At 65.6% G+C, this 20,824-nt stretch carries 21 protein-coding genes; 12 read left to right on the top strand and 9 right to left on the bottom strand.

Annotated elements, in window-relative coordinates:
• The 8 genes from leuB (at position 1) to accD (ending at position 9,959) form a co-directional block, all read left to right on the top strand.
• Complete coding sequence (leuB, locus tag ASC78_RS18360; RefSeq protein WP_055804262.1) at positions 1–1,089, top strand: 3-isopropylmalate dehydrogenase; 1,089 nt, start codon at positions 1–3, stop codon at positions 1,087–1,089.
• A 92-nt stretch (positions 1,090–1,181) separates the two neighbouring features.
• Complete coding sequence (gene asd / locus ASC78_RS18355) at positions 1,182–2,324, top strand: aspartate-semialdehyde dehydrogenase (protein WP_055804259.1); 1,143 nt, start codon at positions 1,182–1,184, stop codon at positions 2,322–2,324.
• Positions 2,325–2,589: 265 nt separating this feature from the next.
• The gene (locus ASC78_RS18350; protein ID WP_443082731.1) at positions 2,590–5,307 is read left to right on the top strand and encodes a FimV/HubP family polar landmark protein; all 2,718 of its coding nucleotides are present in this window, start codon (positions 2,590–2,592) and stop codon (positions 5,305–5,307) included.
• Positions 5,308–5,334: 27 nt separating this feature from the next.
• Positions 5,335–6,147 (top strand): tRNA pseudouridine(38-40) synthase TruA, encoded by an 813-nt coding sequence (gene truA / locus ASC78_RS18345; protein WP_055804254.1) that lies wholly within the window; start codon positions 5,335–5,337, stop codon positions 6,145–6,147.
• Entirely contained in the window at positions 6,144–6,836 is a 693-nt protein-coding gene (locus ASC78_RS18340; protein ID WP_055804251.1) for a phosphoribosylanthranilate isomerase, read from the top strand. Before truA ends, ASC78_RS18340 begins: the two co-directional genes overlap by 4 nt.
• Positions 6,837–6,898: 62 nt before the next feature.
• Positions 6,899–8,173: a tryptophan synthase subunit beta gene (gene trpB, locus ASC78_RS18335; protein ID WP_200934328.1), complete on the top strand. Its 1,275-nt coding sequence runs from the start codon at positions 6,899–6,901 to the stop codon at positions 8,171–8,173.
• A complete protein-coding gene (gene trpA / locus ASC78_RS18330) occupies positions 8,173–9,018 on the top strand; it encodes a tryptophan synthase subunit alpha (protein WP_055804246.1) in 846 nt (281 codons plus the stop codon). Before trpB ends, trpA begins: the two co-directional genes overlap by 1 nt.
• 68 nt (positions 9,019–9,086) lie before the next feature.
• Entirely contained in the window at positions 9,087–9,959 is an 873-nt protein-coding gene (accD, locus tag ASC78_RS18325) for an acetyl-CoA carboxylase, carboxyltransferase subunit beta (RefSeq protein ID WP_055804242.1), read from the top strand.
• 22 nt (positions 9,960–9,981) lie between these two features.
• Here the strand turns inward: accD and ASC78_RS18320 are convergent, their stop codons facing one another.
• Positions 9,982–10,539 (bottom strand): YggT family protein, encoded by a 558-nt coding sequence (locus ASC78_RS18320; RefSeq protein ID WP_055804239.1) that lies wholly within the window; start codon positions 10,537–10,539, stop codon positions 9,982–9,984.
• A gap of 25 nt (positions 10,540–10,564) precedes the next feature.
• On the opposite strand from ASC78_RS18320, the gene ASC78_RS18315 reads away from it, so the two are divergent.
• The 4 genes from ASC78_RS18315 to ASC78_RS18300 all read left to right on the top strand — a co-directional run bounded on the left by ASC78_RS18315 (position 10,565) and on the right by ASC78_RS18300 (position 14,711).
• Positions 10,565–11,236: an LON peptidase substrate-binding domain-containing protein gene (locus ASC78_RS18315; protein WP_055804237.1), complete on the top strand. Its 672-nt coding sequence runs from the start codon at positions 10,565–10,567 to the stop codon at positions 11,234–11,236.
• Positions 11,237–11,359: 123 nt separating this feature from the next.
• Positions 11,360–12,922, top strand: a complete 1,563-nt coding sequence (gene lysS / locus ASC78_RS18310; protein ID WP_055804234.1) for a lysine--tRNA ligase — start codon at positions 11,360–11,362, stop codon at positions 12,920–12,922.
• Entirely contained in the window at positions 12,919–14,187 is a 1,269-nt protein-coding gene (locus ASC78_RS18305; RefSeq protein ID WP_082517579.1) for an Hsp70 family protein, read from the top strand. Before lysS ends, ASC78_RS18305 begins: the two co-directional genes overlap by 4 nt.
• Entirely contained in the window at positions 14,184–14,711 is a 528-nt protein-coding gene (locus ASC78_RS18300) for a M48 metallopeptidase family protein (protein ID WP_055804231.1), read from the top strand. Before ASC78_RS18305 ends, ASC78_RS18300 begins: the two co-directional genes overlap by 4 nt.
• A gap of 7 nt (positions 14,712–14,718) precedes the next feature.
• Here the strand turns inward: ASC78_RS18300 and nagZ are convergent, their stop codons facing one another.
• From nagZ to lepB, 8 genes are read right to left on the bottom strand one after another with little or no spacing between them, the layout of a single operon-like run.
• The gene (gene nagZ / locus ASC78_RS18295) at positions 14,719–15,822 is read right to left on the bottom strand and encodes a beta-N-acetylhexosaminidase (RefSeq protein ID WP_055804228.1); all 1,104 of its coding nucleotides are present in this window, start codon (positions 15,820–15,822) and stop codon (positions 14,719–14,721) included.
• Positions 15,819–16,220 (bottom strand): holo-ACP synthase, encoded by a 402-nt coding sequence (gene acpS / locus ASC78_RS18290; protein WP_055804225.1) that lies wholly within the window; start codon positions 16,218–16,220, stop codon positions 15,819–15,821. Before acpS ends, nagZ begins: the two co-directional genes overlap by 4 nt.
• Positions 16,221–16,233: 13 nt before the next feature.
• The gene (locus ASC78_RS18285) at positions 16,234–17,001 is read right to left on the bottom strand and encodes a pyridoxine 5'-phosphate synthase (RefSeq protein WP_055804221.1); all 768 of its coding nucleotides are present in this window, start codon (positions 16,999–17,001) and stop codon (positions 16,234–16,236) included.
• Positions 16,998–17,771: a DNA repair protein RecO gene (gene recO, locus ASC78_RS18280; RefSeq protein ID WP_055804219.1), complete on the bottom strand. Its 774-nt coding sequence runs from the start codon at positions 17,769–17,771 to the stop codon at positions 16,998–17,000. The genes ASC78_RS18285 and recO overlap by 4 nt, the downstream gene beginning before the upstream one ends.
• A gap of 1 nt (position 17,772) precedes the next feature.
• Positions 17,773–18,738: a GTPase Era gene (gene era / locus ASC78_RS18275; protein ID WP_055804217.1), complete on the bottom strand. Its 966-nt coding sequence runs from the start codon at positions 18,736–18,738 to the stop codon at positions 17,773–17,775.
• An 8-nt stretch (positions 18,739–18,746) separates the two neighbouring features.
• On the bottom strand, positions 18,747–19,433 hold the full coding sequence (rnc, locus tag ASC78_RS18270) for a ribonuclease III (protein WP_055804215.1): 687 nt from the start codon (positions 19,431–19,433) through the stop codon (positions 18,747–18,749).
• A 17-nt stretch (positions 19,434–19,450) separates the two neighbouring features.
• On the bottom strand, positions 19,451–19,819 hold the full coding sequence (locus tag ASC78_RS18265; RefSeq protein WP_055804209.1) for a DUF4845 domain-containing protein: 369 nt from the start codon (positions 19,817–19,819) through the stop codon (positions 19,451–19,453).
• A gap of 31 nt (positions 19,820–19,850) precedes the next feature.
• A complete protein-coding gene (gene lepB / locus ASC78_RS18260; RefSeq protein WP_055804206.1) occupies positions 19,851–20,816 on the bottom strand; it encodes a signal peptidase I in 966 nt (321 codons plus the stop codon).
• Positions 20,817–20,824 lie beyond the last annotated feature (8 nt).

Raw genomic sequence — 20,824 nt, 5'->3', positions numbered from 1 at the left:
ATGAAAATCGCAGTTCTCCCGGGTGACGGCATCGGCACTGAAATCGTGGCCGAGGCCATCAGGGTGCTCGACGCGCTCGACCTCTCGTTCGAAATGGAATCTGCGCTGGTCGGCGGTGCGGCCTACGAGGCGCACGGCCATCCGCTGCCCGAATCGACGCTCAAGCTTGCGAAGGAAGCCGACGCGGTGCTGTTCGGCGCGGTCGGCGACTGGAAGTACGACAAGCTCGACCGCCCGCTGCGCCCTGAGCAGGCCATTCTTGGGCTGCGCAAGAACCTCGGCCTGTTCGCGAACTTCCGCCCCGCCATCTGCTATGAGCAACTGGTGGGCGCATCGAGCCTCAAGCCCGAACTGATTTCCGGCCTCGACATCCTCATCATCCGCGAGCTGACCGGCGACATCTACTTCGGCCAGCCGCGCGGCCGCCGCACGGCCGTCGACGGCCACTTTCCGGGTGCCGAAGAGGCTTTCGACACGATGCGCTATTCGCGTCCCGAGGTCGAGCGCATCGCACGCGTGGCCTTCGAGGCGGCCCGCAAGCGCAACAAGCGCGTGACCAGCGTCGACAAGGCCAACGTGCTCGAGACCTTCCAGTTCTGGAAGGACGTCGTGACCGAGGTGCACAAGGACTATCCGGACATCGAGCTCGACCACATGTACGTCGACAACGCGGCCATGCAGCTCGTGAAAGCACCCAAGAAATTCGACGTGATCGTCACCGGCAACATGTTCGGCGACATCCTCTCGGACGAGGCCGCCATGCTCACCGGTTCCATCGGCATGCTGCCGTCGGCCTCGCTCAATTCGAGCAACCAGGGCCTGTACGAGCCCAGCCACGGCAGCGCGCCCGACATTGCGGGAAAAGGGGTTGCCAATCCTTTGGCTACAATACTGTCCGCTGCCATGATGCTCCGCTTTTCACTCAACCAAGCCGAAGCTGCCGACCGTATCGAGTCGGCGGTCAAGCACGTGCTCGCCTCCGGGCTGCGCACGGGTGACATCTGGTCAGAAGGTACGAAGCGCGTCGGCACCCGTGAGATGGGCGACGCGGTCGTTGCAGCAATCACCAAAAAGACGATTACCGGCTAACCGCAGCCCGCTTCGTCACGCCCCTCCCCGGCTCGACGAGTCGGGGGCAAGAAAAGACAACTTTTTTCTTTCTTTTTATAGGGCAAACTGAAATGGCGAACGCATCTCAACCTCTGGTCGGCCTCGTCGGCTGGCGTGGCATGGTCGGCTCGGTCCTGATGGACCGCATGCAGGCCGAAGGCGACTTCGGGCTCATCGAGCCGCTGTTCTTCTCGACCTCCAACGCCGGCGGCAAGGCCCCGGCCATGGCGAAGAACGAGACCGCGCTGAAGGATGCGAACGACATCGACGCACTGAAGAAGTGCGACATCATCATCACCTGCCAGGGCGGCGACTACACCAGCGAGGTGTTCCCCAAGCTGCGCGCCGCGGGCTGGAGCGGCCACTGGATCGATGCCGCCTCCACCCTGCGCATGCAGGACGACGCGATCATCGTGCTCGACCCCGTCAACCTGCCGGTGATCCAGAACGCTCTCGCCAACGGCGGCAAGAACTGGATCGGCGGCAACTGCACCGTGAGCTGCATGCTCATGGGCGTGGGCGCCCTCTACAAGGCGGGCCTGGTCGAGTGGATGACCAGCATGACCTACCAGGCAGCGTCGGGCGGCGGTGCACAGCACATGCGCGAGCTGCTGACGCAGTTCGGCACGCTCAACGCCGAAGTGCGCGCCCTGCTGGACGACCCGAAGTCGGCCATTCTCGAAATCGATCGCAAGGTACTGCACAAGCAGCAGAACCTGAGCGCCTCCGAAACGGCCAACTTTGGCGCCCCGCTCGGCGGTTCGCTGATCCCCTGGATCGACAAGGATCTGGGCGATGGCATGTCCAAGGAAGAGTGGAAGGCCGGGGCCGAGACGAACAAGATCCTCGGCCAGGGCGCGGGCTTCGGCAGTGCCGCCGTGCCGGTCGACGGCTTCTGCGTGCGGGTGGGCGCCATGCGCTGCCACAGCCAGGCGCTGACCTTCAAGCTCAAGAAGGACGTGCCACTGGCGGACATCGAAGCGATGATCGCAGCCGACAACCCCTGGGCGAAGGTGGTGCCCAACACCCGCGAAGCCACGGTCAAGGACCTGACGCCGGTGACCGTGACGGGTACCATGAACATCCCCGTAGGCCGCATTCGCAAGCTGGCAATGGGCCCTGAATACGTCGGCGCGTTCACCATCGGCGATCAGTTGCTGTGGGGCGCGGCGGAACCGCTGCGCCGCATGCTGCGCATCTTGCTTGATGCCTGATGGGGTGCCAGGGCTCTTCCCAGACCGAGAATGTTGCCATATGGCAACATTAAATGTGTGCGTAAGTATGCGCGCACTGGGTAGAACGGGCGCACCGCCTTGTCAGCACCCGGTGATGATGCTAACGTCCTCTTACAATTTCTGGGCCTGAGCCGCCCCTATCAGCATGACAAGACATCTGTTGCCCGCGGCCCGCCCATCGGCCGCTCGCCCCTCCCTACCCCTGAACGGACTTCGCCTCTCCGTTCTCGGCGCAGCTATCGCGGTGGTCCTGGGCATCGCAAGCACCGACGCCAGCGCTTTCGCGCTGGGGCAGTTGAAGGTGCAGTCGGCCCTGGGCGAACCGCTTCGCGCCGAGATCGACGTGACCGAGATGGCTGCCGCCGACGCGGAAAGCCTGAAGATCAACGTCGCGAACGCCGACGCTTTCAAGAAAGCGGGCGTGCCTTACAACGCCGCCTTGAGCGACGTGAAGGCCACGCTGCAGCGCCGCGCTGGCGGGCAGTACGTCGTCCGGTTGACTGGCACCCGTCCGCTCAACGATCCCTTCATCGACCTGTTGCTCGAAGCCAACGGTTCGACGGGCCGCATTGTGCGCGACTACACCGTGCTGCTCGATCCGCCCGTAACCCGCCAGGCAGCGCCAAGCGCACCGATCGCGCCCGCTGCGCCGCAGGTCAGCACGCCGGTTGAGCGTCCCGCCGCCGCAGCAGCTCGCGCACGCCGCGAGCGTGCACCGGCTGCGCCGGTCGCACCAGTCACGGCCCCTCCGGCAGCGGCAGCGCCGGCGCCCGCGTCGGCCGCACCGCAAGCGCCCAGTGCCGCAGCCACGGCTCGCCCCGCTGGCAGCAGCGAGCAGGTTACCGTTCAGCGCGGCGATACCGCCGGCAAGATCGCCGGTGCCTACAAGCCGGCGGACATCTCGCTCGACCAGATGCTCGTGGCGCTGTTGCTCGCCAACCCCGATGCCTTCGTCGGCGGCAACATCAACCGCATGAAAGCGGGTGCCGTGCTCGACCTGCCAAGCGCGGCCGAAGCCGGCGCCATCCTGCCGTCGGAAGCGCGGCGCACTATCACCGCCCAAAGCCGTGATTTCGGTGCCTACCGCCAGCGCCTGGCCGAAAACGCGCCCACCTCCAATGTGGCCGCCGCCAGCCGCAAGGCGACGGGCAAGCTGCAAGCCAATGTCGAAGACCGCAATGCCGCGGCAAGCGCACCCGACAAGCTGACGATCTCGCAGGGCAACGCAGCCGCCCGCGCCGCCGACGAAAAGGTTGCGCAGACCCGTCAGGCACAGGACAGCAACAACCGCGTAGCGGAGCTTTCCAAGAACATCAACGAACTCGCCAAGCTCAAGGCGGCCACCGGCACCGCGGCACCGGCCACGGGTTCGGCCGCTGCACCCGCGGCGCCAGGCATTCCGGTTCCCAATCCAGGCACGGCTGCCACCGCATCGCCGCCAGCAGCGGCGCCCGCACCGGTTGCAGCGCCAGCGCCTGCCACTGCCGCAGCACCCGCCGCCGCGCCCGTAGTACCAGCCCCGACTCCGGCCGCTGCATCGACGCCCGCAACTCCGGCAACGGCTGCCGCGACAGTGGCCGCAGCACCTGCGGCAGCCACTGCGCCCGTGGCAACCGCACCTTCCGATGCCGCGCCTACCGCTCCCGCAGCGGCAGCCAGCGCCGCTGCTGCTGCCCCCGCACCCGCTCCCAAGCCGGTGGTCAAGGCAGCCCCGCCGCCGCCTCCGGCGGAACGCAGCTTCTTCGACGAATTGCTCGACAACCCGCTGATGATTGCCGGCGCCGCGCTGATCGCCTTGCTGGTCGGCTTCCTGCTTTATCGCGTGCTGGGCCGCCGGCGCGAGGAAATGAGCGAAAGCGTGTTCCTCGAGAGCCGCATTCCGAAGGATTCCTTCTTCGGCGCCAGCGGCGGCGAATCGGTCGACACCAAACACCGTGGCGACTCCAGCGTCTCATCGCTGTCGTACTCGCCGAGCCAGCTCGATGCCGGCGACGTCGACCCTGTGGCCGAAGCGGACGTGTACCTGGCTTATGGCCGCGACCTGCAGGCCGAGGAAATTCTTCGCGAAGCCCTGCGCGTGAGCCCTGACCGCACGGCTATCCATCTCAAGCTGCTCGAGATCCATGCCAAGCGCCGCGACGTTCGGGCCTTCGAAGGCCTGGCAACCGAAGTGCACAAGCTGACCAACGGCAACGGTTCCGACTGGAACCGTGTGGTCGACATGGGCAAGGACCTCGATCCGGGCAATCCGCTGTACGAATCGGGTTCGTCCCGTGGCGTGAGCCCGGCCGAGAGCGCCGCCTTCGCTGGCGCCCTGGCCTCGGCAGCCAAACCCGCTGCAGTGGTTGCGCCGGCACCCGCCGCGGCTCCCGTCGCCGTGGCGCCCACGCCGGCCTTCGTGCCCTCCGTCGCGCCGCTGGACTTCGATCTGGACCTGAGCCAGCCGCCAGCACCCAGCCCAGCACCCGTGAGCGCCAGTTTGCCGAAGGCAGCGTATGCAGCGCCCGCCGCCGCAGCCGCTCCCTTGTCCAACGGCCATGCGCATGCACCCGCTGCACCGGTGGATCTGGAAAACGATTTCGACACGGCCCCCGGCGCACTGTCGCCGGTCACACGCCCTTCGGCGCTCAACGAATCCGATGCCGATGCCAACACCCGCCCGGCGGCACTGCGCGGCGGTCTTCCCGCGGATTCGGGTTTCATCGAATTCGACATGAGCGCGCTGGCCGGCCTTCCCTCCCGTCCGGCGGCCGGAACCGCCGAGGCGGCGAGGCCCTCCGCCACCATGCCCGAAGACGACGACGGCGACGACAGCCCCCATGCGGTCAAACTGTCGCTGGCGCGCGAGCTGCAGGCCATCGGCGACGTTGAAGGCGCCCGCTCGCTGGTCGAGGAAGTCGAAGCTGAAAGCGCTGGCGACCTCAAGTCGCAGGCGAAGCAATTGCTCGCCGAGCTGCGCTAAAGCGGCTTTTCCCGTCCTTTTGATTTCGTGAGGCTGGCGCTAGGCATCCGCTACAACGGCCAAGCGTACGAGGGCTGGCAAAGCCAGCGCTCGGGCCGCACGGTACAGGACAAGCTGGAAGCCGCGCTGGGCAAATTTGCCGCACAGCCCATCGGCACGCTGTGCGCCGGCCGCACCGATGCCGGCGTGCATGCGCTGATGCAGGTGGTGCACTTCGACACCGACGTCGAGCGCGAGCCCTTCTCCTGGATGCGCGGCACCAATCGCTATCTGCCCGACGACATCGCCGTGCAATGGGCGCATCCGGTTCCCGACGAATTCCATTGCCGTGCGAGCGCGCTGGCCCGCCGCTACCTCTACGTGCTGTCGCAGTCACCGGTGAGGCCCAGCCTCGACTCTGGCCGCGTTGGCTGGTCGATGCATGCGCTCGACGGTGATGCGATGCGCGCCGCGGCCGCCCTGCTGGTCGGCCAGCATGACTTCAGCTCCTTCCGCGCCTCCGCCTGCCAGGCGCGGTCGCCGGTCAAGGACCTGCGACGCATCGAGATCACGCGTGTGGGCGCGGGCGACCGCTGCCGCTGGCACTTCGAATTCGAGGCCGATGCCTTCCTGCACCACATGATCCGCAACCTGATGGGCTGCCTCGTGCGCATCGGCCGCGGTGACGAGCGGCCGGAGTGGATCACCGAGGTGCTCGAAGCCCGCAGCCGCAAGGTGGCGGCACCCACCTTCTCCGCCGATGGGCTGTACTTTCTCGGGCCGTTGTACGACGCCAAGTGGGGTCTGCCGGCGGAGGCCACGCTGCAGGCTGGCGGTGCTCCTTATGATGGGCCGCCATGACGCTTCCCCGCACCCGCATCAAGATCTGTGGCCTCACGCGTGAGGCCGACGTCGATGCCGCGGTCGAGGCGGGCGCCGATGCCGTGGGCTTCGTGCTCTATCCCGCGAGCCCCCGCGCCGTGACGGCCGCTCGCGCCGCCGAACTGGCTTCCCGGTTGCCTCCTTTCATCACCCCCGTGCTGCTGTTCGTCAACGAGGATGCTCTTGAAGTCATAGCATCGCTTGCTCGAGTGAAGGGCGCCATCGCGCAGTTTCACGGCGAAGAAACGCCGGAACAGTGCGAGGAATCCACCGGCCCGGGCCGTTTTCGCTACATGCGCGCCGCGCGCATTCCGCTCGGGGCTGCCGGAGCGGGCTTCGACCTCGTAAAATACGCGTCAGATTACTCCCACGCCCAGGCCATCCTGCTCGACGCCCATGTCGAAGGTTATGGCGGTGGCGGCAAGGCATTCGATTGGTCACTTCTTCCACCCGCCGTCGACGCTCACCTCGTCTTGAGTGGTGGGCTCACACCTGCAAACGTGAGCGATGGCATTCGCATCGTGCGGACGCGCTGCAAGACGCTGTCCGTTGATGTGAGCTCGGGCGTCGAAATCGACGGACCCGGGAACAAGGGCCTGAAGGACGCCGCAAAAATCCGGCAATTCGTCGCAGCGGTCAGAGCCGCCGACGCGTCCTTCTCCAGTTAGCCGCCGCACCCCGATCGTCATTTGGGGCTGCGGCCCAACGATCGAGAACCATGCAAAGCCATATCCAGGACTACCAGCAACCGGACGCCACCGGCCATTTCGGCAACTACGGCGGCACCTTCGCGAGCGAAACGCTCACCCACGCGATCAACGAGCTGCGCGACGCCTATGCGAAGTTCAAGGACGATCCGGCGTTCCTCGCCGAATTCCACTACGAGCTGAAGCACTTCGTCGGCCGGCCCTCGCCGGTCTACCACGCGGCCCGCACCAGCCGCGAGATGGGCGGCGCGCAGATCTACCTGAAGCGCGAAGACCTCAACCACACGGGCGCACACAAGATCAACAACGTGATCGGCCAGGCGATGCTCGCGCGCCGCATGGGCAAGCCCCGCGTGATTGCCGAAACCGGCGCCGGCCAGCATGGCGTGGCCACGGCCACCATCTGCGCGCGCTACGGGCTCGAATGCGTGGTCTACATGGGCAGCCAGGACGTGAAGCGACAGAGTCCCAACGTCTATCGGATGAATCTGCTCGGCGCCACCGTGGTGCCGGTCGAATCGGGCAGCAAGACGCTGAAGGACGCGCTTAACGAGGCGATGCGCGACTGGGTGACGAACGTGGAAAACACCTTCTACATCATCGGCACCGTGGCCGGTCCGCACCCCTATCCGACGATGGTCCGCGACTTCCAGAGTGTGATCGGAACCGAGTGCATCGACCAGATGCCCGCCATGCTCGCGGCGCAAGGCATCACCGGCGAGGCCGAAGGCCGGCAGCCGGACGTGGTGGTGGCCTGCGTGGGCGGTGGCAGCAATGCCATGGGCATCTTCCACCCCTACATTCCGTTCGCGGGCACCCGCCTGGTGGGCGTCGAGGCGGCAGGCGAAGGGCTCGACAGCGGCAAGCACGCGGCCTCGATCCTGCGCGGCAGCCCGGGCGTGCTGCATGGCAACCGCACCTACCTTCTGCAGACCGAAGACGGCCAGATCACCGAGACCCACAGCATCAGCGCGGGGCTCGACTACCCGGGGGTGGGCCCCGAGCATGCCTACCTGGCCGACATCGGCCGGGCCGAGTACGTCGGCATCACCGATACCGAGGCACTCGAAGCCTTTCACTACCTGTGCCGCACCGAAGGCATCATTCCGGCCCTCGAATCGAGCCACGCCGTGGCCTATGCCATGAAACTCGCAAAAACCATGCGGCCGGACCAGTCCATTCTCGTGAACCTCTCGGGCCGCGGCGACAAGGACATCGGCACCGTGGCCGACCTGTCGGGCGTCGACTTCTACGACCGGCCCTCGATGCGCGGCTTGAGCGTGAAGGGAGGCAAGTGATGAGCCGCATTGCCGCCACCTTTGACGCGCTGAAAAAAGACGGCCGCCGCGCCCTGATTCCCTACGTCACCGCAGGTTTCCCCTACGCGGACATCACGCCTGAATTGATGCACGGCATGGTCGCGGCGGGTGCCGACGTGATCGAACTCGGCGTGCCGTTTTCCGACCCGATGGCCGACGGTCCGGTGATCCAGAAAGCCGGCGAGGACGCGCTGGCCATGGGCATCGGCATGAAGCAGGTGCTCGCCATGGTGGCCGCATTCCGCCAGCAGGACACGGCAACGCCTGTGGTGCTGATGGGTTACGCGAATCCGGTCGAGCGCTATGACCTCGTGCACGGCAAGAAGGCCTTCATTCGCGATGCATCGGCAGCCGGTGTCGACGGCCTCCTGGTGGTCGACTACCCGCCCGAAGAGTGCGAAGGCTTTGCCGCCGAACTCAAGGCCGCGAACATCGACCTGATCTTCCTCCTGGCGCCCACCAGCACCAGCGAGCGCATGGCGCAGGTCGCACGCATCGCGAGCGGCTACGTCTACTACGTGTCGCTCAAGGGCGTGACGGGCGCGGGCCACCTCGACACCGAGGCGGTCGGCCAGATGATCCCGCGCATCCGCGAGCACGTGAACATCCCCGTCGGCGTGGGTTTCGGCATCCGCGATGCGCGCACCGCGCAGGCGGTGGGTTCGGCCGCCGATGCGGTGGTGATCGGGACGAAGATCATCCAGTTGATCGACGGACAACCGCGCGAAAAGGTCGTGCCTGCGGTGAGCGAATTCCTGGCTGGCATCCGCGAGGCGCTCGATGCGCTGCCTGCGGCTACCCCCAAGAACGCGGCTGGCCGATAATCGCGGGTGCCCTCACCCCCAAGCCCCTCTTCCGCATGGCGGGAGAGGGGAGCTAAATCCGGAGTCTTATGAGCTGGCTTGAAAAACTGCTACCCGCCAAGATCGCACAAACCGACCCGTCGGAGCGCCGCCAGGTGCCCGAGGGCCTGTGGATCAAATGCCCCGCCTGCGAGACCGTTCTCTACAAGACCGATCTCGAGCACAACCAGAACGTCTGCCCGAGCTGCAACCACCATCACCGCATCGGCGCGCGCGCACGGCTCGACGCCTTCCTCGATGCCGAAGGCCGCTACGAGGTCGGGCAGGAAGTGCTCCCCGTCGACGCACTCAAGTTCAAGGACAGCCGCAAATACCCTGAACGGCTCAAGGAAGCCCTGGAGAACACCGGCGAGACCGATGCACTGATCGTCATGGGTGGCTCGGTCCACAGCATCAGCGTGGTCGTGGCCTGCTTCGAATTCGAATTCATGGGCGGCAGCATGGGCAGCGTGGTCGGCGAGCGCTTCGTGCGCGGCGTCGAGACGGCCATCGAGCAAAAGGTGCCGTTCATCTGCTTCACCGCCACCGGCGGTGCGCGCATGCAGGAAGGCCTGCTCTCGCTGATGCAGATGGCCAAGACCAACGCAGCGCTCACGCGCCTCGCGAAGAAGGGCCTGCCTTACATCAGCGTATTGACCGACCCGACCATGGGCGGCGTCTCGGCCGGCTTCGCCTTTGTGGGCGACGTGGTCATTGCCGAGCCCAAGGCGCTGATCGGCTTTGCCGGTCCTCGCGTGATCGAGTCGACCGTGCGCGTGACGCTCCCCGAGGGCTTCCAGCGCGCCGAGTTCCTGCAGACCAAGGGCGCAATCGACTTCATCAGCGACCGCCGCGAACTGCGTAAGACCATCGCAAGCACGCTGGCGATGCTGCTGCGCCAGCCCGCCGACGCAGTCATCTGATCAAGAAGACAAAGGCTGGGCGTCAGCCCAGCCGGTAGGCCCAGACCAGCAGGTTGCCCAGCACGATGGCAATCACCTGAAGCACCACGATGGCGGCCAGGGGCGACAGGTCCACGCCGCCGATCAGCGGAATAAAGCGCCGAAACGGCCGGACCAGCGGTTCGGCCAGCCGGGAAATCAGGTCGAGCAGCACCGGCGAGGCACCCGGTATCCACGACAGCACCGCATAGACCACCAGCAGCGCCGTGAGGCCTGAAATGGCCAGCTGCATCAGCCCCACGAGGGAGACCAGCGGCAAGGCCGCGATCCGTCCCAGGTTGCCGACCAGAAGCCACAGCAGCAGGAACTTCGCGAGCACCAGCAGCCATGCGGCAATCAGGCTCGCCAGGTCCCAGCGCTTGACCGCGGGCACGATGCGGCGCAGCGGCATCACGATCCAGTCGGTGATTGCAAATATGAAGCGGCCGAGCGGATTGCCGAACGGCACCCGGTGGTACTGCATGTAGAGGCGCAGCAGGCAGGCGCCGCCGAGCAGGCCGACGATCACGTCGAGAAGAAACGAGGGGATCTGGTAGAGCATGGGGCGTGGTCGTGAGGGGAATGCGATGATAGCCATGCAAGGTTCCTCGATGACGACACAGCCCATTCTTCATTCACTGCCATTGTTCCCGCTAGGAACCGTCCTGTTTCCCGGCGGCGTGCTTCCACTGCGTATTTTCGAGGTACGTTATCTCGACATGATCGGCAAATGCCGCAAGGCCGACGCGCCTTTCGGCGTTGTCAGCCTCACGAGCGGCAGCGAGGTCCGCAAGGCAGGTGCCGATGTGGAAAGCTTCGCCGCCGTCGGCACGTTGGCCGTCATCCGCGAATTCGATTCGCCGCAGAGCGGACTGCTGCAGATCGAATGCGTCGGTACCCAACGTTTTCGCATTCGCAGTACCGAATTGCAGAAGCACGGGTTGTGGGTGGCCGAGGTGGCGGCCGTACTCGAAGACGCGGCGATCGAGATTCCGGACGACCTCCAGCACACCGCCACGGCACTGCGGCGCCTGGTAGACACCCTCGAAGAGCGCCGCCGCGCGCAGGGTGCCGAAGCCGTGCGCCTGCCCATCGGCGAGCCATATCAGTTCAACGATTGCGGCTGGGTGGCCAACCGCTGGTGCGAACTGGTGCCGATGCAACTCGAACTCCGGCAACGGCTCATGGAACTCGACAGCCCGCTGATGCGGCTCGAATTGGTCAGCGATCTGCTCGCACGCGCGGGCATCACTGAATAGGTTGCTACTTTTTAAATAGCATTTCATACAGGATTGGCGGGCGCTGGAGGCCGGTTTCATTCGAACCCGATCGGCTAAAATGGCGGGTTGCGCATGCTCCCGTTGCGCCCTCCTCCGCTCTCCATGTCCGATCACCTGATTCCCTCCATTCCCACGCCTGCAGCGGCTCCAGCCGCGGCGCCCGCCGTCGACGACAACCAGCTCATCGCGGAACGCCGCGAAAAGCTCAAGCTGATGCGCACCGCGCAGGCCGAGGGCAAGGGCGTTGCGTTTCCGAACGACTTCAAGCCGGGCCACCGCGCCGCCGCACTGATCGAGGCGCATGGCGCCACCGAAGCCGAAGCGCTCGAAGCGCAGTCTGTTGCGGTGAGCGTGGCGGGCCGCATGATGCTCAAGCGCGTGATGGGCAAGGCCAGCTTTGCGACGGTGCAGGACGCCACGAGCCGCATCCAGCTCTACGTGACGCGCGACGCCATCGGCGAAGAAGCCTACGCCGACTTCAAGCGCTGGGACCTGGGCGACATCGTCGGCGCCGAAGGCACGCTGATGAAGACCAAGACCGGCGAGCTCTCGGTCAAGGTGACCCGCTTGCGCCTGCTCACCAAGAGCCTGCGTCCGCTGCCCGACAAGTTCCACGGCATGGCCGACCAGGAGCAGAAGTACCGCCAGCGCTACGTCGACCTGATCACCGACGAGTCGGCGCGCGTGCGCTTCACCGCGCGCAGCAAGGCTGTGAGCGCCCTGCGCGAATTCATGGTGGCCAACGACTTCCTCGAAGTCGAAACGCCGATGCTGCACCCCATCCCAGGCGGCGCCAACGCGAAGCCCTTCAAGACGCACCACAACGCGCTCGACCAGGAGATGTTCCTGCGTATCGCGCCCGAGCTCTACCTGAAGCGCCTGATCGTCGGCGGTTTCGAGCGCGTGTTCGAAATCAACCGGAGCTACCGCAACGAGGGCATCTCGGTGCGGCACAACCCCGAGTTCACGATGATGGAGTTCTACGCGGCCTACTGGAACTACCGCGACCTGATGGACTTCACCGAAACGCTGATCCGCACCATTGCCGACAAGGCCGTGGGCACTCAGCAGCTCACCTACCAGGGCAAGCCTGTCGACCTGACCCAGCCTTTCGAGCGCCTGACGATCCGCGAAGCCATCCTCAAGCACACCGAGGCCGGCGATGGCGTCGACGACAGCGCCTGGCTCATCAATGCCCTGCGCAAGATCGGCCTCAGCGAAGAAAAGGACAAGCTCTCGCAGCGCAGCCTTGCCAGCCTGCAGGTGATGTACTTCGAAGAGACGGTGGAAGAGAAGCTCTGGCAGCCGACCTTCATCATGGAGCACCCGACTGAGATCTCGCCGCTGGCACGCGCCAACGACGAGCGCCCTGAAGTGACCGAGCGCTTCGAGCTCTACATCACGGGCCGCGAGTTCGGCAACGGCTTCAGCGAGCTCAACGACGCCGAAGACCAGGCCGCGCGCTTCAACGCGCAGGTGGCCGCCAAGGACAGCGGCGACGACGAAGCCATGTTCTACGACCACGACTTCGTGCGTGCGCTCGAATACGGCATGCCGCCCACCGGCGGCTGCGGCATCGGCATTGACCGGCTGATGATGCTGCTGACCGACTCGCCGAGCATCCGCGACGTGATCCTGTTCCCGGCGTTGCGCAGGGAATCTTGAGCGTGAAGTTACCGTCGTCGTTGCCGACGATCGGCATCGACTTCGGCACCTCCAATTCCGCCGTGGCCTGCCGGGTCGACGGCGTGGCCCGGCTACTGCCCATCGAAGGCGCGGCCACCACCCTGCCCACCGCGATCTTCTTCAACGCTGAAGACCGTACGACGCACTTCGGCCGCGAAGCTGTCGCGCTCTATCTTGCGGGCGTTGAAGGCCGCCTGATGCGCTCACTCAAGAGCCTGCTCGGCAGCGCACTGATGCAGGAGAAAACGGCCGTCTACGACGGGCTCGTGAGCTTCGAGGACATCATCGCGCGCTTTCTGCGCGAACTCGCCGCACGGGCGGGCCGCGAACTGGGCCGGGTGCCGGAGCGCGTGGTCATCGGCCGGCCGGTTCATTTCGTGGACGACGATTCCAAGCGCGACGAACGCGCGGAAGAAAGCCTGCGCCACGCCGCCCGTGCGGCCGGGTTTCGCGACATCGCTTTTCAGCTGGAGCCGATTGCCGCGGCCTTCGACTATGAGCAGCGCATCACGAAGGAGTCGCTGGTGCTGATCGTCGACGTCGGCGGCGGCACCTCCGACTTCACCGTTGTGCGCGTCGGGCCAGACCGCGCCATGCGCGACGACCGCAGCGACGACGTGCTGGCCACCAGCGGCGTGCACATCGGCGGGACCGACTTCGACCAACGCCTGAACCTCGATCGCGTCATGCCGGAATTCGGCTTTCGCCATACGGGCGCACAGGGACGTGAAGTACCGAGCAAGGTCTTCTTCGAGCTCTCGTCCTGGCACCTGATCAACTGGCTCTATGCGGCCAAGGCGGTGCGGCAGGCGAAGGATCTGCGCACCAGCTACAGCAATACGCGGCTGCACGACCGGCTGATGGCGGTGCTCGAAGAGCGGCACGGTCATCGCATTGCCAGCGAGGTCGAGCAGGCGAAGATCGATGCCTCGGTAAGCGATGCGCCCAGCGCGATCGACCTGTCGTGCGCAGAGCCGGGCCTGACCGCGTCGCTTTCGCCCGCCGACATGGCGCAGCAGCTTTCTCCGCTGCTCGAGAACGTCATTGCCTGCGCGCACGCCTGCGTCAAGCGCGCCGGGCTGCGCAGCGGCGACCTGGACGCCATCTACCTGACGGGAGGCTCCTCGGCGCTGCGGCCGTTTCAGCAGGCCTTGCGCAAAAGCTTCGCTGGCATCAACCTCGTCGAGGGCGACCTGTTCGGGGGCGTGGCGACCGGGCTGGCCTGCGTGGGGCCGGCGGCATGAAATACCTCGCGGGGTATCCACCCACCCTGCTGGCTCAGGTTCAGCAACTGGTCGAAACCGAAGGGCTCGCGCCGTTGCTGCGCAGCCGCTATCCCGGCCCTTTGCACGAGGTGCAGACCGATCGTGCGCTCTACGACTACGTGAGCGAACTCAAGAGCGATTTCATGCGCAAGGCGCCGCCGCTCTCCAAGGTGGCGTTCGACAGCAAGCTGCATGTGATCCGCAACGCGCTCGGCACGCACACCACCGTCTCGCGCGTGCAGGGCAGCAAGCTCAAGGCCAAGCGCGAGATCCGGGTGGCGAGCCTGTTCAGGGAAGTGCCCCTGGAGTGGCTGCGCATGATCGTGGTCCATGAGCTCGCGCACATGAAGGAAAAGGACCATGACAAGAGCTTCTATGCGCTGTGCGAGCACATGGAGCCGGGCTACCACCGGCTGGAGTTCGACGTGCGGCTGTACCTGACGCACCTGGACTCAGGCGGCGAGCGGCTGTGGGCCAATCCGCCGCCGGTCGGCGCGCCGTAGCGGTTCGTCAGTCGCCCGCGGGCGACGCGAGCCTGGCCTTCGCCAGCACTTGCCTGGCGCCTTTGTAGCCTTCCGATTCGACCATCGCGTTCCAGTCGGTCGATGGCGTCTCCGGCAGCAGTGCCCGCCGCCGCATCTCGCTCTTTGCGTCAGCTTGCCAACGCCCCGCCTTGGCTGCGACGGCGAAGCGATCGAGCAACTCGTCGAGTGGCCGGCCATCGCCGATGCTCTGATTGCACAGCATCGCGAGGTCGCAGCCCGCATCGAGTGCCGCAAGTGCGGCATCGGCATAGCTCAACAGCTCGCCATCGATGTAGCGCCCCGCCTCCATGCTCAGGTCATCGCTGAAGATGGCACCATCGAATGAAAGCCGGCTGCGCAGGATCTCTTTCAGCCAACGGGACGAAAAACCCGCGGGCCGCTTGTCGACCTTCGGATAGATCACGTGCGCCGGCATCACCGCCGTGAGCGTGCCTGCGAGCCAGTCATAAGGCCGCGCGTCGTCGGCGAGGATCGCCTTGAGGCTGCGCCGGTCGACCGGAATGTCCACGTGCGAATCGGCCGTCACGAAGCCATGCCCGGGAAAGTGCTTGCCGCAATGGCGCATGCCCATCTGCAGCATGCCGTGCATCACGCTCTTGGCCAATAGCGCCACAACGCGCGGGTCGCGGTGAAAGCTGCGGTCGCCGATCACACTGCTACCGCCGTAGTCCAGGTCGAGCACCGGTGCAAAACTGAAGTCGATGCCGCAGGCGCGCAGCTCGGCGGCAAGCACCTGGCCGGTCGCCGTTGCGGCCTGGGTGGCGCGCATGGCATCGCGCATCCATAGTTCGCCGAGTGCGCGCATCGAAGGCAGGCGCGTGAAGCCGTCGGTGCGAAACCGCTGCACTCGGCCGCCTTCGTGGTCGACGCAGATCAGCAGGTCGGGGCGGAGGGCCTTCAACTCGGCATTGAGCGCCGCCATCTGGGCGCGGTCTCGCCAGTTGCGGGCGAAATGAATGACGCCGCCCACCAGGGGGTTGGTGACGCGGTGGCGGTCCGCGTCGCTGAGTTCCGTGCCCGCCACGTCGATGATGAGAGGCGAGTGATTGCTTGTCGTTGCCAGGGTCATGCCTCGTTCTTGTATTCGACCACGACGAAACTCGCGGCATATTCGGTTTCGTCGGTCACCGTGACGTGGGCCGTCAGGCCCTTGGCCTCGAACCAGTCCTTGAGCTCGCCGTGCAGCACGATGACGGGCTTGCCGCTGGGCAGGTTCGCGATCTCGCACAGCCGCCAGCTCATCGGCATGCGCATGCCCAGGCCAATGGCCTTGCTGAAGGCTTCCTTGGCGGAAAAGCGTGTCGCAAGATAGCTCAGGCCGCGCTTGGGCCAGCGCGCGCTGCGGGCCTTCCAGACGGCGAATTCGGCGTCGCTCAGCACCCGGTGGGCAAAGCGCTCACCCTGGCGCTCGAACGTTGCGCCGATGCGCCGCAGGTCGCAGATGTCGGTACCGATGCCGTAGATCATTCCGCTTGCGCGTTCACTGCGCCTCTTCGATGCAGCGGAGGTATTCCCGCGTCGTGGCGGCGTAGCCGAGCTCGAGCGCATCGGCAATGAAGGCGTGGCCGATCGAAACCTCCTGGACGCCGCGCACGGCCCGGAGGAACGCAGTGAGGTTGTCGCGGCTCAGGTCGTGGCCTGCATTCACGCCAAGGCCCACGGCCTCTGCCGCACGTGCCGATTCGACATAGCGCGCGAGCACGGCCTCTTCGTCCGGCGTGCCGCGCGATGCGGCATAGCCCTCGGTGTACAGCTCGACGCGATCCGCACCCACCTCCTTGGCCGCAGCCATCTGTTGCGGAATGGGGTCCATGAACAGGCTCACGCGCACGCCCAGCGCCTTGGCCTCGGCAATCAGGGGGCGCAGGCGCTCGGCGTCTTCGGGGAAGCTCCAGCCGTGGTCGCTAGTCGATTGTGATTCGCTGTCCGGCACGAAGGTGGCCTGGTGCGGCTTCAGCTCGCGCACAAAGTCCATCAGGTTGTGGAACGGGTTGCCTTCGATGTTGAACTCGATCGCCGGCCAGTCCTTGGCGAGCAGCGCGGACAGGTCGCTCACGTCGTGCGCGCGGATATGGCGCGCGTCAGGCCGCGGATGCACGGTGATGCCCTGCGCGCCCGCGGCAAGGCAAGCGTTGGCGGCAACGAGCACGCTCGGAATACCGAGGGCGCGCGTGTTGCGCACCAGGGCCACCTTGTTCAGGTTGACCGACAGCGAAGTGGTAGCGGAATGGCCGGATGTCGTGCTCATAGGGCTTGCAAATCTCTCATCATCTGCCGCGTGCGCAGCGTGGACACACCGCAATGGTAGTTGAGCAAGGTGCGCAGCTGGTTCCTGAGGGCACTGTTGCTGCCGGCGTTCATGGTCGCGATCTCGCGCAGCGTGGCAGTGAACGGCGCGCGGTCGTCCAGCACGCCTTGCAGCGACTGCCAATCGGCGCCAGCCAGCGCGGCCTCTTCGCCACCCGCCAGCCGCAAGCCGGCCTCCGGCACCAAGCTGTAGCGTTGATCGGCCGCCAGTGGCTCGAGCGTGAGGGTCTGCACGTCGAGCGAGGGCAACAGTCCCACTTCGCGCAGCAGCAGCAGTTCGAAGGCGCGCAGCGCGGCGGCGTGGGTGGCCGCCTGCGCGCCGGCGTGTTCGCTGGCCAGCACCTGAACCACGCCCGCATAGGCGTCGAACAGGGCTTCATGCGCATCGTCCCGGGCCAGGAGACGCAGCAGCAGTTCGTTGACGTAATAGCCCGAAAGCAGCGCCTCGCCGGTGGGCATGACGTGCCCGCCCATCCACTCGGCGCCCTTGAGCGTGCGGATTTCGGCGTCGCCGCCATAGTTGAGTTGCAGCGGCTGCAGCGGCAGCAGCACCGGCCTGAAATTGGAGCTCGGCCGCTTCGCCCCCTTTGCCACCAGCGCAATGCGCCCGTGGTGCCGGGTGAAGACCTCGAGGATCAGGCTCGACTCGCTCCAGTCGTAGCGATGGAGCACATACGCCGGTTCGTGCGAAACGCGGTGGGCAGTCGCCACTTCATTCGTAACCGAACGAGCGCACGCGGGCCTCGTCGTCGGCCCAGCCGGAGCGCACCTTCACCCACAGTTCGAGGAACACCTTGGCATCGGCCAGCTTTTCGAGCTCGACGCGGGTTTCCATGCCGATGCGCTTGATGCGCTCGCCCTTGTCGCCGATCACCATGGCCTTGTGGCCATCACGCTCCACCACGATGGTGGCGGCAATGCGCAGCAGGCGCTTCTGACCCTTTTTCTGCGGCGGCTCTTCCTCGAACTTGTCGATGATCACGGTCGAGGTGTAGGGCAGTTCGTCGCCGGTGAGGCGGAACAGCTTTTCACGCACCAGTTCGCCCGCGAGGAATTTCTCGCTCCGGTCGGTCAGCTCGTCTTCCGCGTAGAACCAGGGCTGCTCGGGCAGGTATTTTTCGCAGATGCCGAACAGGCGCTCGACGTCCTTGGAATTCTTGGCCGACATCGGCACGAACTCGGCGAAGGGGTGCTTCGCCTGCATGGTCTGCAACCAGGGTGCGATGTCGCCACGGCGGTGCACGTTGTCGAGCTTGTTGGCCAGAAGCACCGTGGGAATGCCCTTGCCGAGCAGCTTGAGCACCCGCTCGTCGGCCGGTGTGAAGCTGCCCGCCTCGACCACGAAAAGAATCAGGTCCACGTCGCCCACCGCGCCCTGCACCGTCTTGTTGAGCGACTTGTTGAGCGCGTTGGCGTGCAGGGTCTGGAAGCCCGGCGTATCGACGAACACGAACTGAGTTGCACCAATCGTGCGCATGCCCGTGATGCGGTGCCGCGTGGTCTGCGCCTTGCGCGAGGTGATGCTGATCTTCTGGCCCACCAGCGCGTTGAGCAGCGTCGATTTGCCCACGTTGGGCTTGCCCACAATGGCCACCAGGCCGCAGTGCTGGGGTCCGGTCGGGACCGTGTCGCCCGCTGCGTCTTCGGGGTTTGCTGCTGAATTTATAGCGTCGTTCATTTGTGGTTTCACGTGGCTCCGCGTGCCTTGAGCCGGATCAACATGGCTGCCGCGGCAGCCTGCTCGCCGGCGCGTCGCGAGCCACCGATGCCGCGTTCGCGCAGTCCCATTTCGGGCACCTCGCACTCGACATCGAAAGTTTGTTTGTGCGCGGCGCCGAGCGTGGCCGCCACGCGGTACACCGGCAACTTCATTTTGTGGCCCTGGAGCCATTCCTGCAATTCGGTTTTCGGGTCCTTGGCGACCGCGTCCATGCGCGGATTGATCTCGACCGACTCGTAGAGCCGGCGCACCAGTGCTTCGGCGGCCGCAAAGCCCGCGTCGAGGTAGACCGCGCCGATCAGCGCTTCGAGCGCATCGGCCAGGATCGAAGGCCGGTTGGGCCCGCCCGAGCGCGCCTCGCCTTCGCCGAGCCGCAGCAGCGGCGACAGCTGCAGCTCAAGCGCCAGGCGATGCAGCGTGTCCTGCTTGACCAGGTTGGCCCGCACGCGCGACAGATCGCCTTCGGGCAGGGCCGAAAGGCGGGTGTATAGCAGGTGCGAAACCGCGAGATTGAGCACCGAGTCGCCGAGAAACTCGAGACGCTCGTTGTGGTCAGCCGAAAAACTACGGTGCGTGAGCGCGAGCTGAAACAGCCGCGGGTCGGAGAACGAATGCTTGAGGCGCTCCTGCAGCGCTGCGAGGCCGCCGTCCACCTTGCGTGTCGCCGCGTTCAGCGGGTCTCGCCTTTGTACTTGAGCACCAGGAAGGCCGGCCCGAATAGCGGGATCTCCCGCTCGTAGGCATACGACACGACGACCTTGTCGCCGACCTTCTTGATGTCGAGGTCCTTGCCGGAAACCGACTTGAAGTCGTCGATCGCCTGGGCCCGGTCGAAGATGGCGCGCACTTCGGGCACGGTGGCGCCTTCCTTGGCCTTGTTGGCCGCCTTGTCGATTGCCTGGTATTCGATCAGCGTCGGAATGACCTGCGCGACGACGACGCCCAGGCAACCCAGCACCGCGGCGACGAACACCAGGCCAATGAACGAGATGCCGCGCTGATGCGCGGCCCTGCTGCGGATGGACCGATTTGCTCTCATGCCCTCTTACCCCTCGAACAATGCTGACTGCTTATTGAAATGGACCGATGCGACCCAGGTCGCCGAAGTTCATCCAGACGAAGAACGCCCTGCCCACGATGTTCTTGTCCGGCACGAAACCCCAGAAACGCGAGTCCGCCGAATTATCGCGGTTGTCGCCCATCATGAAGTAGTTGCCGGCCGGCACCTTGCAAACCACGCCTTCGACGGAATAGCGGCAGTTTTCGCGAAACGGGAAGTCGGCGGCGCCCTGGACGAAGGCCGGACCGGCATCGTCGTTGAGCAGCCTGTGCTGCTTGCCGCCGAGGTCTTCGTTGAACTGCTTGAGCAGGCGCATCGAATCGCTGTCGAGATAGTCGGGCATCGAGGACTTGGAAACCGGCTGCCCGTTGATGGTGAGCTTTTTGTTCAGGTAGGCCACCTCGTCGCCGGGAATGCCGACCACGCGCTTGATGTAGTCCATGCTCGGCTTGGGCGGGTAGCGGAACACCACCACGTCGCCGCGGGCCAGCGGCGTGCCATCGGTGATCTTGGTGTTGATCACGGGCAGGCGCAGGCCATAGGTGAACTTGTTGACCAGGATCAGGTCGCCGGTCAGCAGCGTCGGCATCATCGAACCCGACGGGATCTTGAAGGGCTCGTAGAGGAACGAGCGCAGCAGGAACACCACCAGGATGACTGGGAACAGCCCAGCCGTCCAATCGAGCCACCACGGCTGCATCAGCAGGCGCTCGCTGGCCTTGGCATCGACCATGTCGACCTGCGTGATGCCCTGCCCGGCCAGGCGCGCGTTGCGCTCGCTCAGAGAAGTTTCGAGCACGGTGGCGGCGCGTTCGCGGCGGGGCAGGAAATAGAAGCGCTCGGCGAGCCAGTAAAGACCGGTGACCACGGTGGCCAGGAACAGCAGCAGTGCGAAGTTGCCTTCGATGGCGCCAAAGTACCAGGCACCGACGTAGCTGGCAAAGGCCGCGAGGACCAAAGTAGTGATGAATGCCATTTTTGAGA

The sequence above is a fragment of the Variovorax sp. Root318D1 genome (assembly GCF_001424835.1).
Classification (GTDB): Bacteria; Pseudomonadota; Gammaproteobacteria; order Burkholderiales; family Burkholderiaceae_C; genus Variovorax.
The sequence above is the reverse complement of the archived record's forward strand: the minus strand, read 5'-3'. Positions and strand labels throughout refer to the sequence as shown.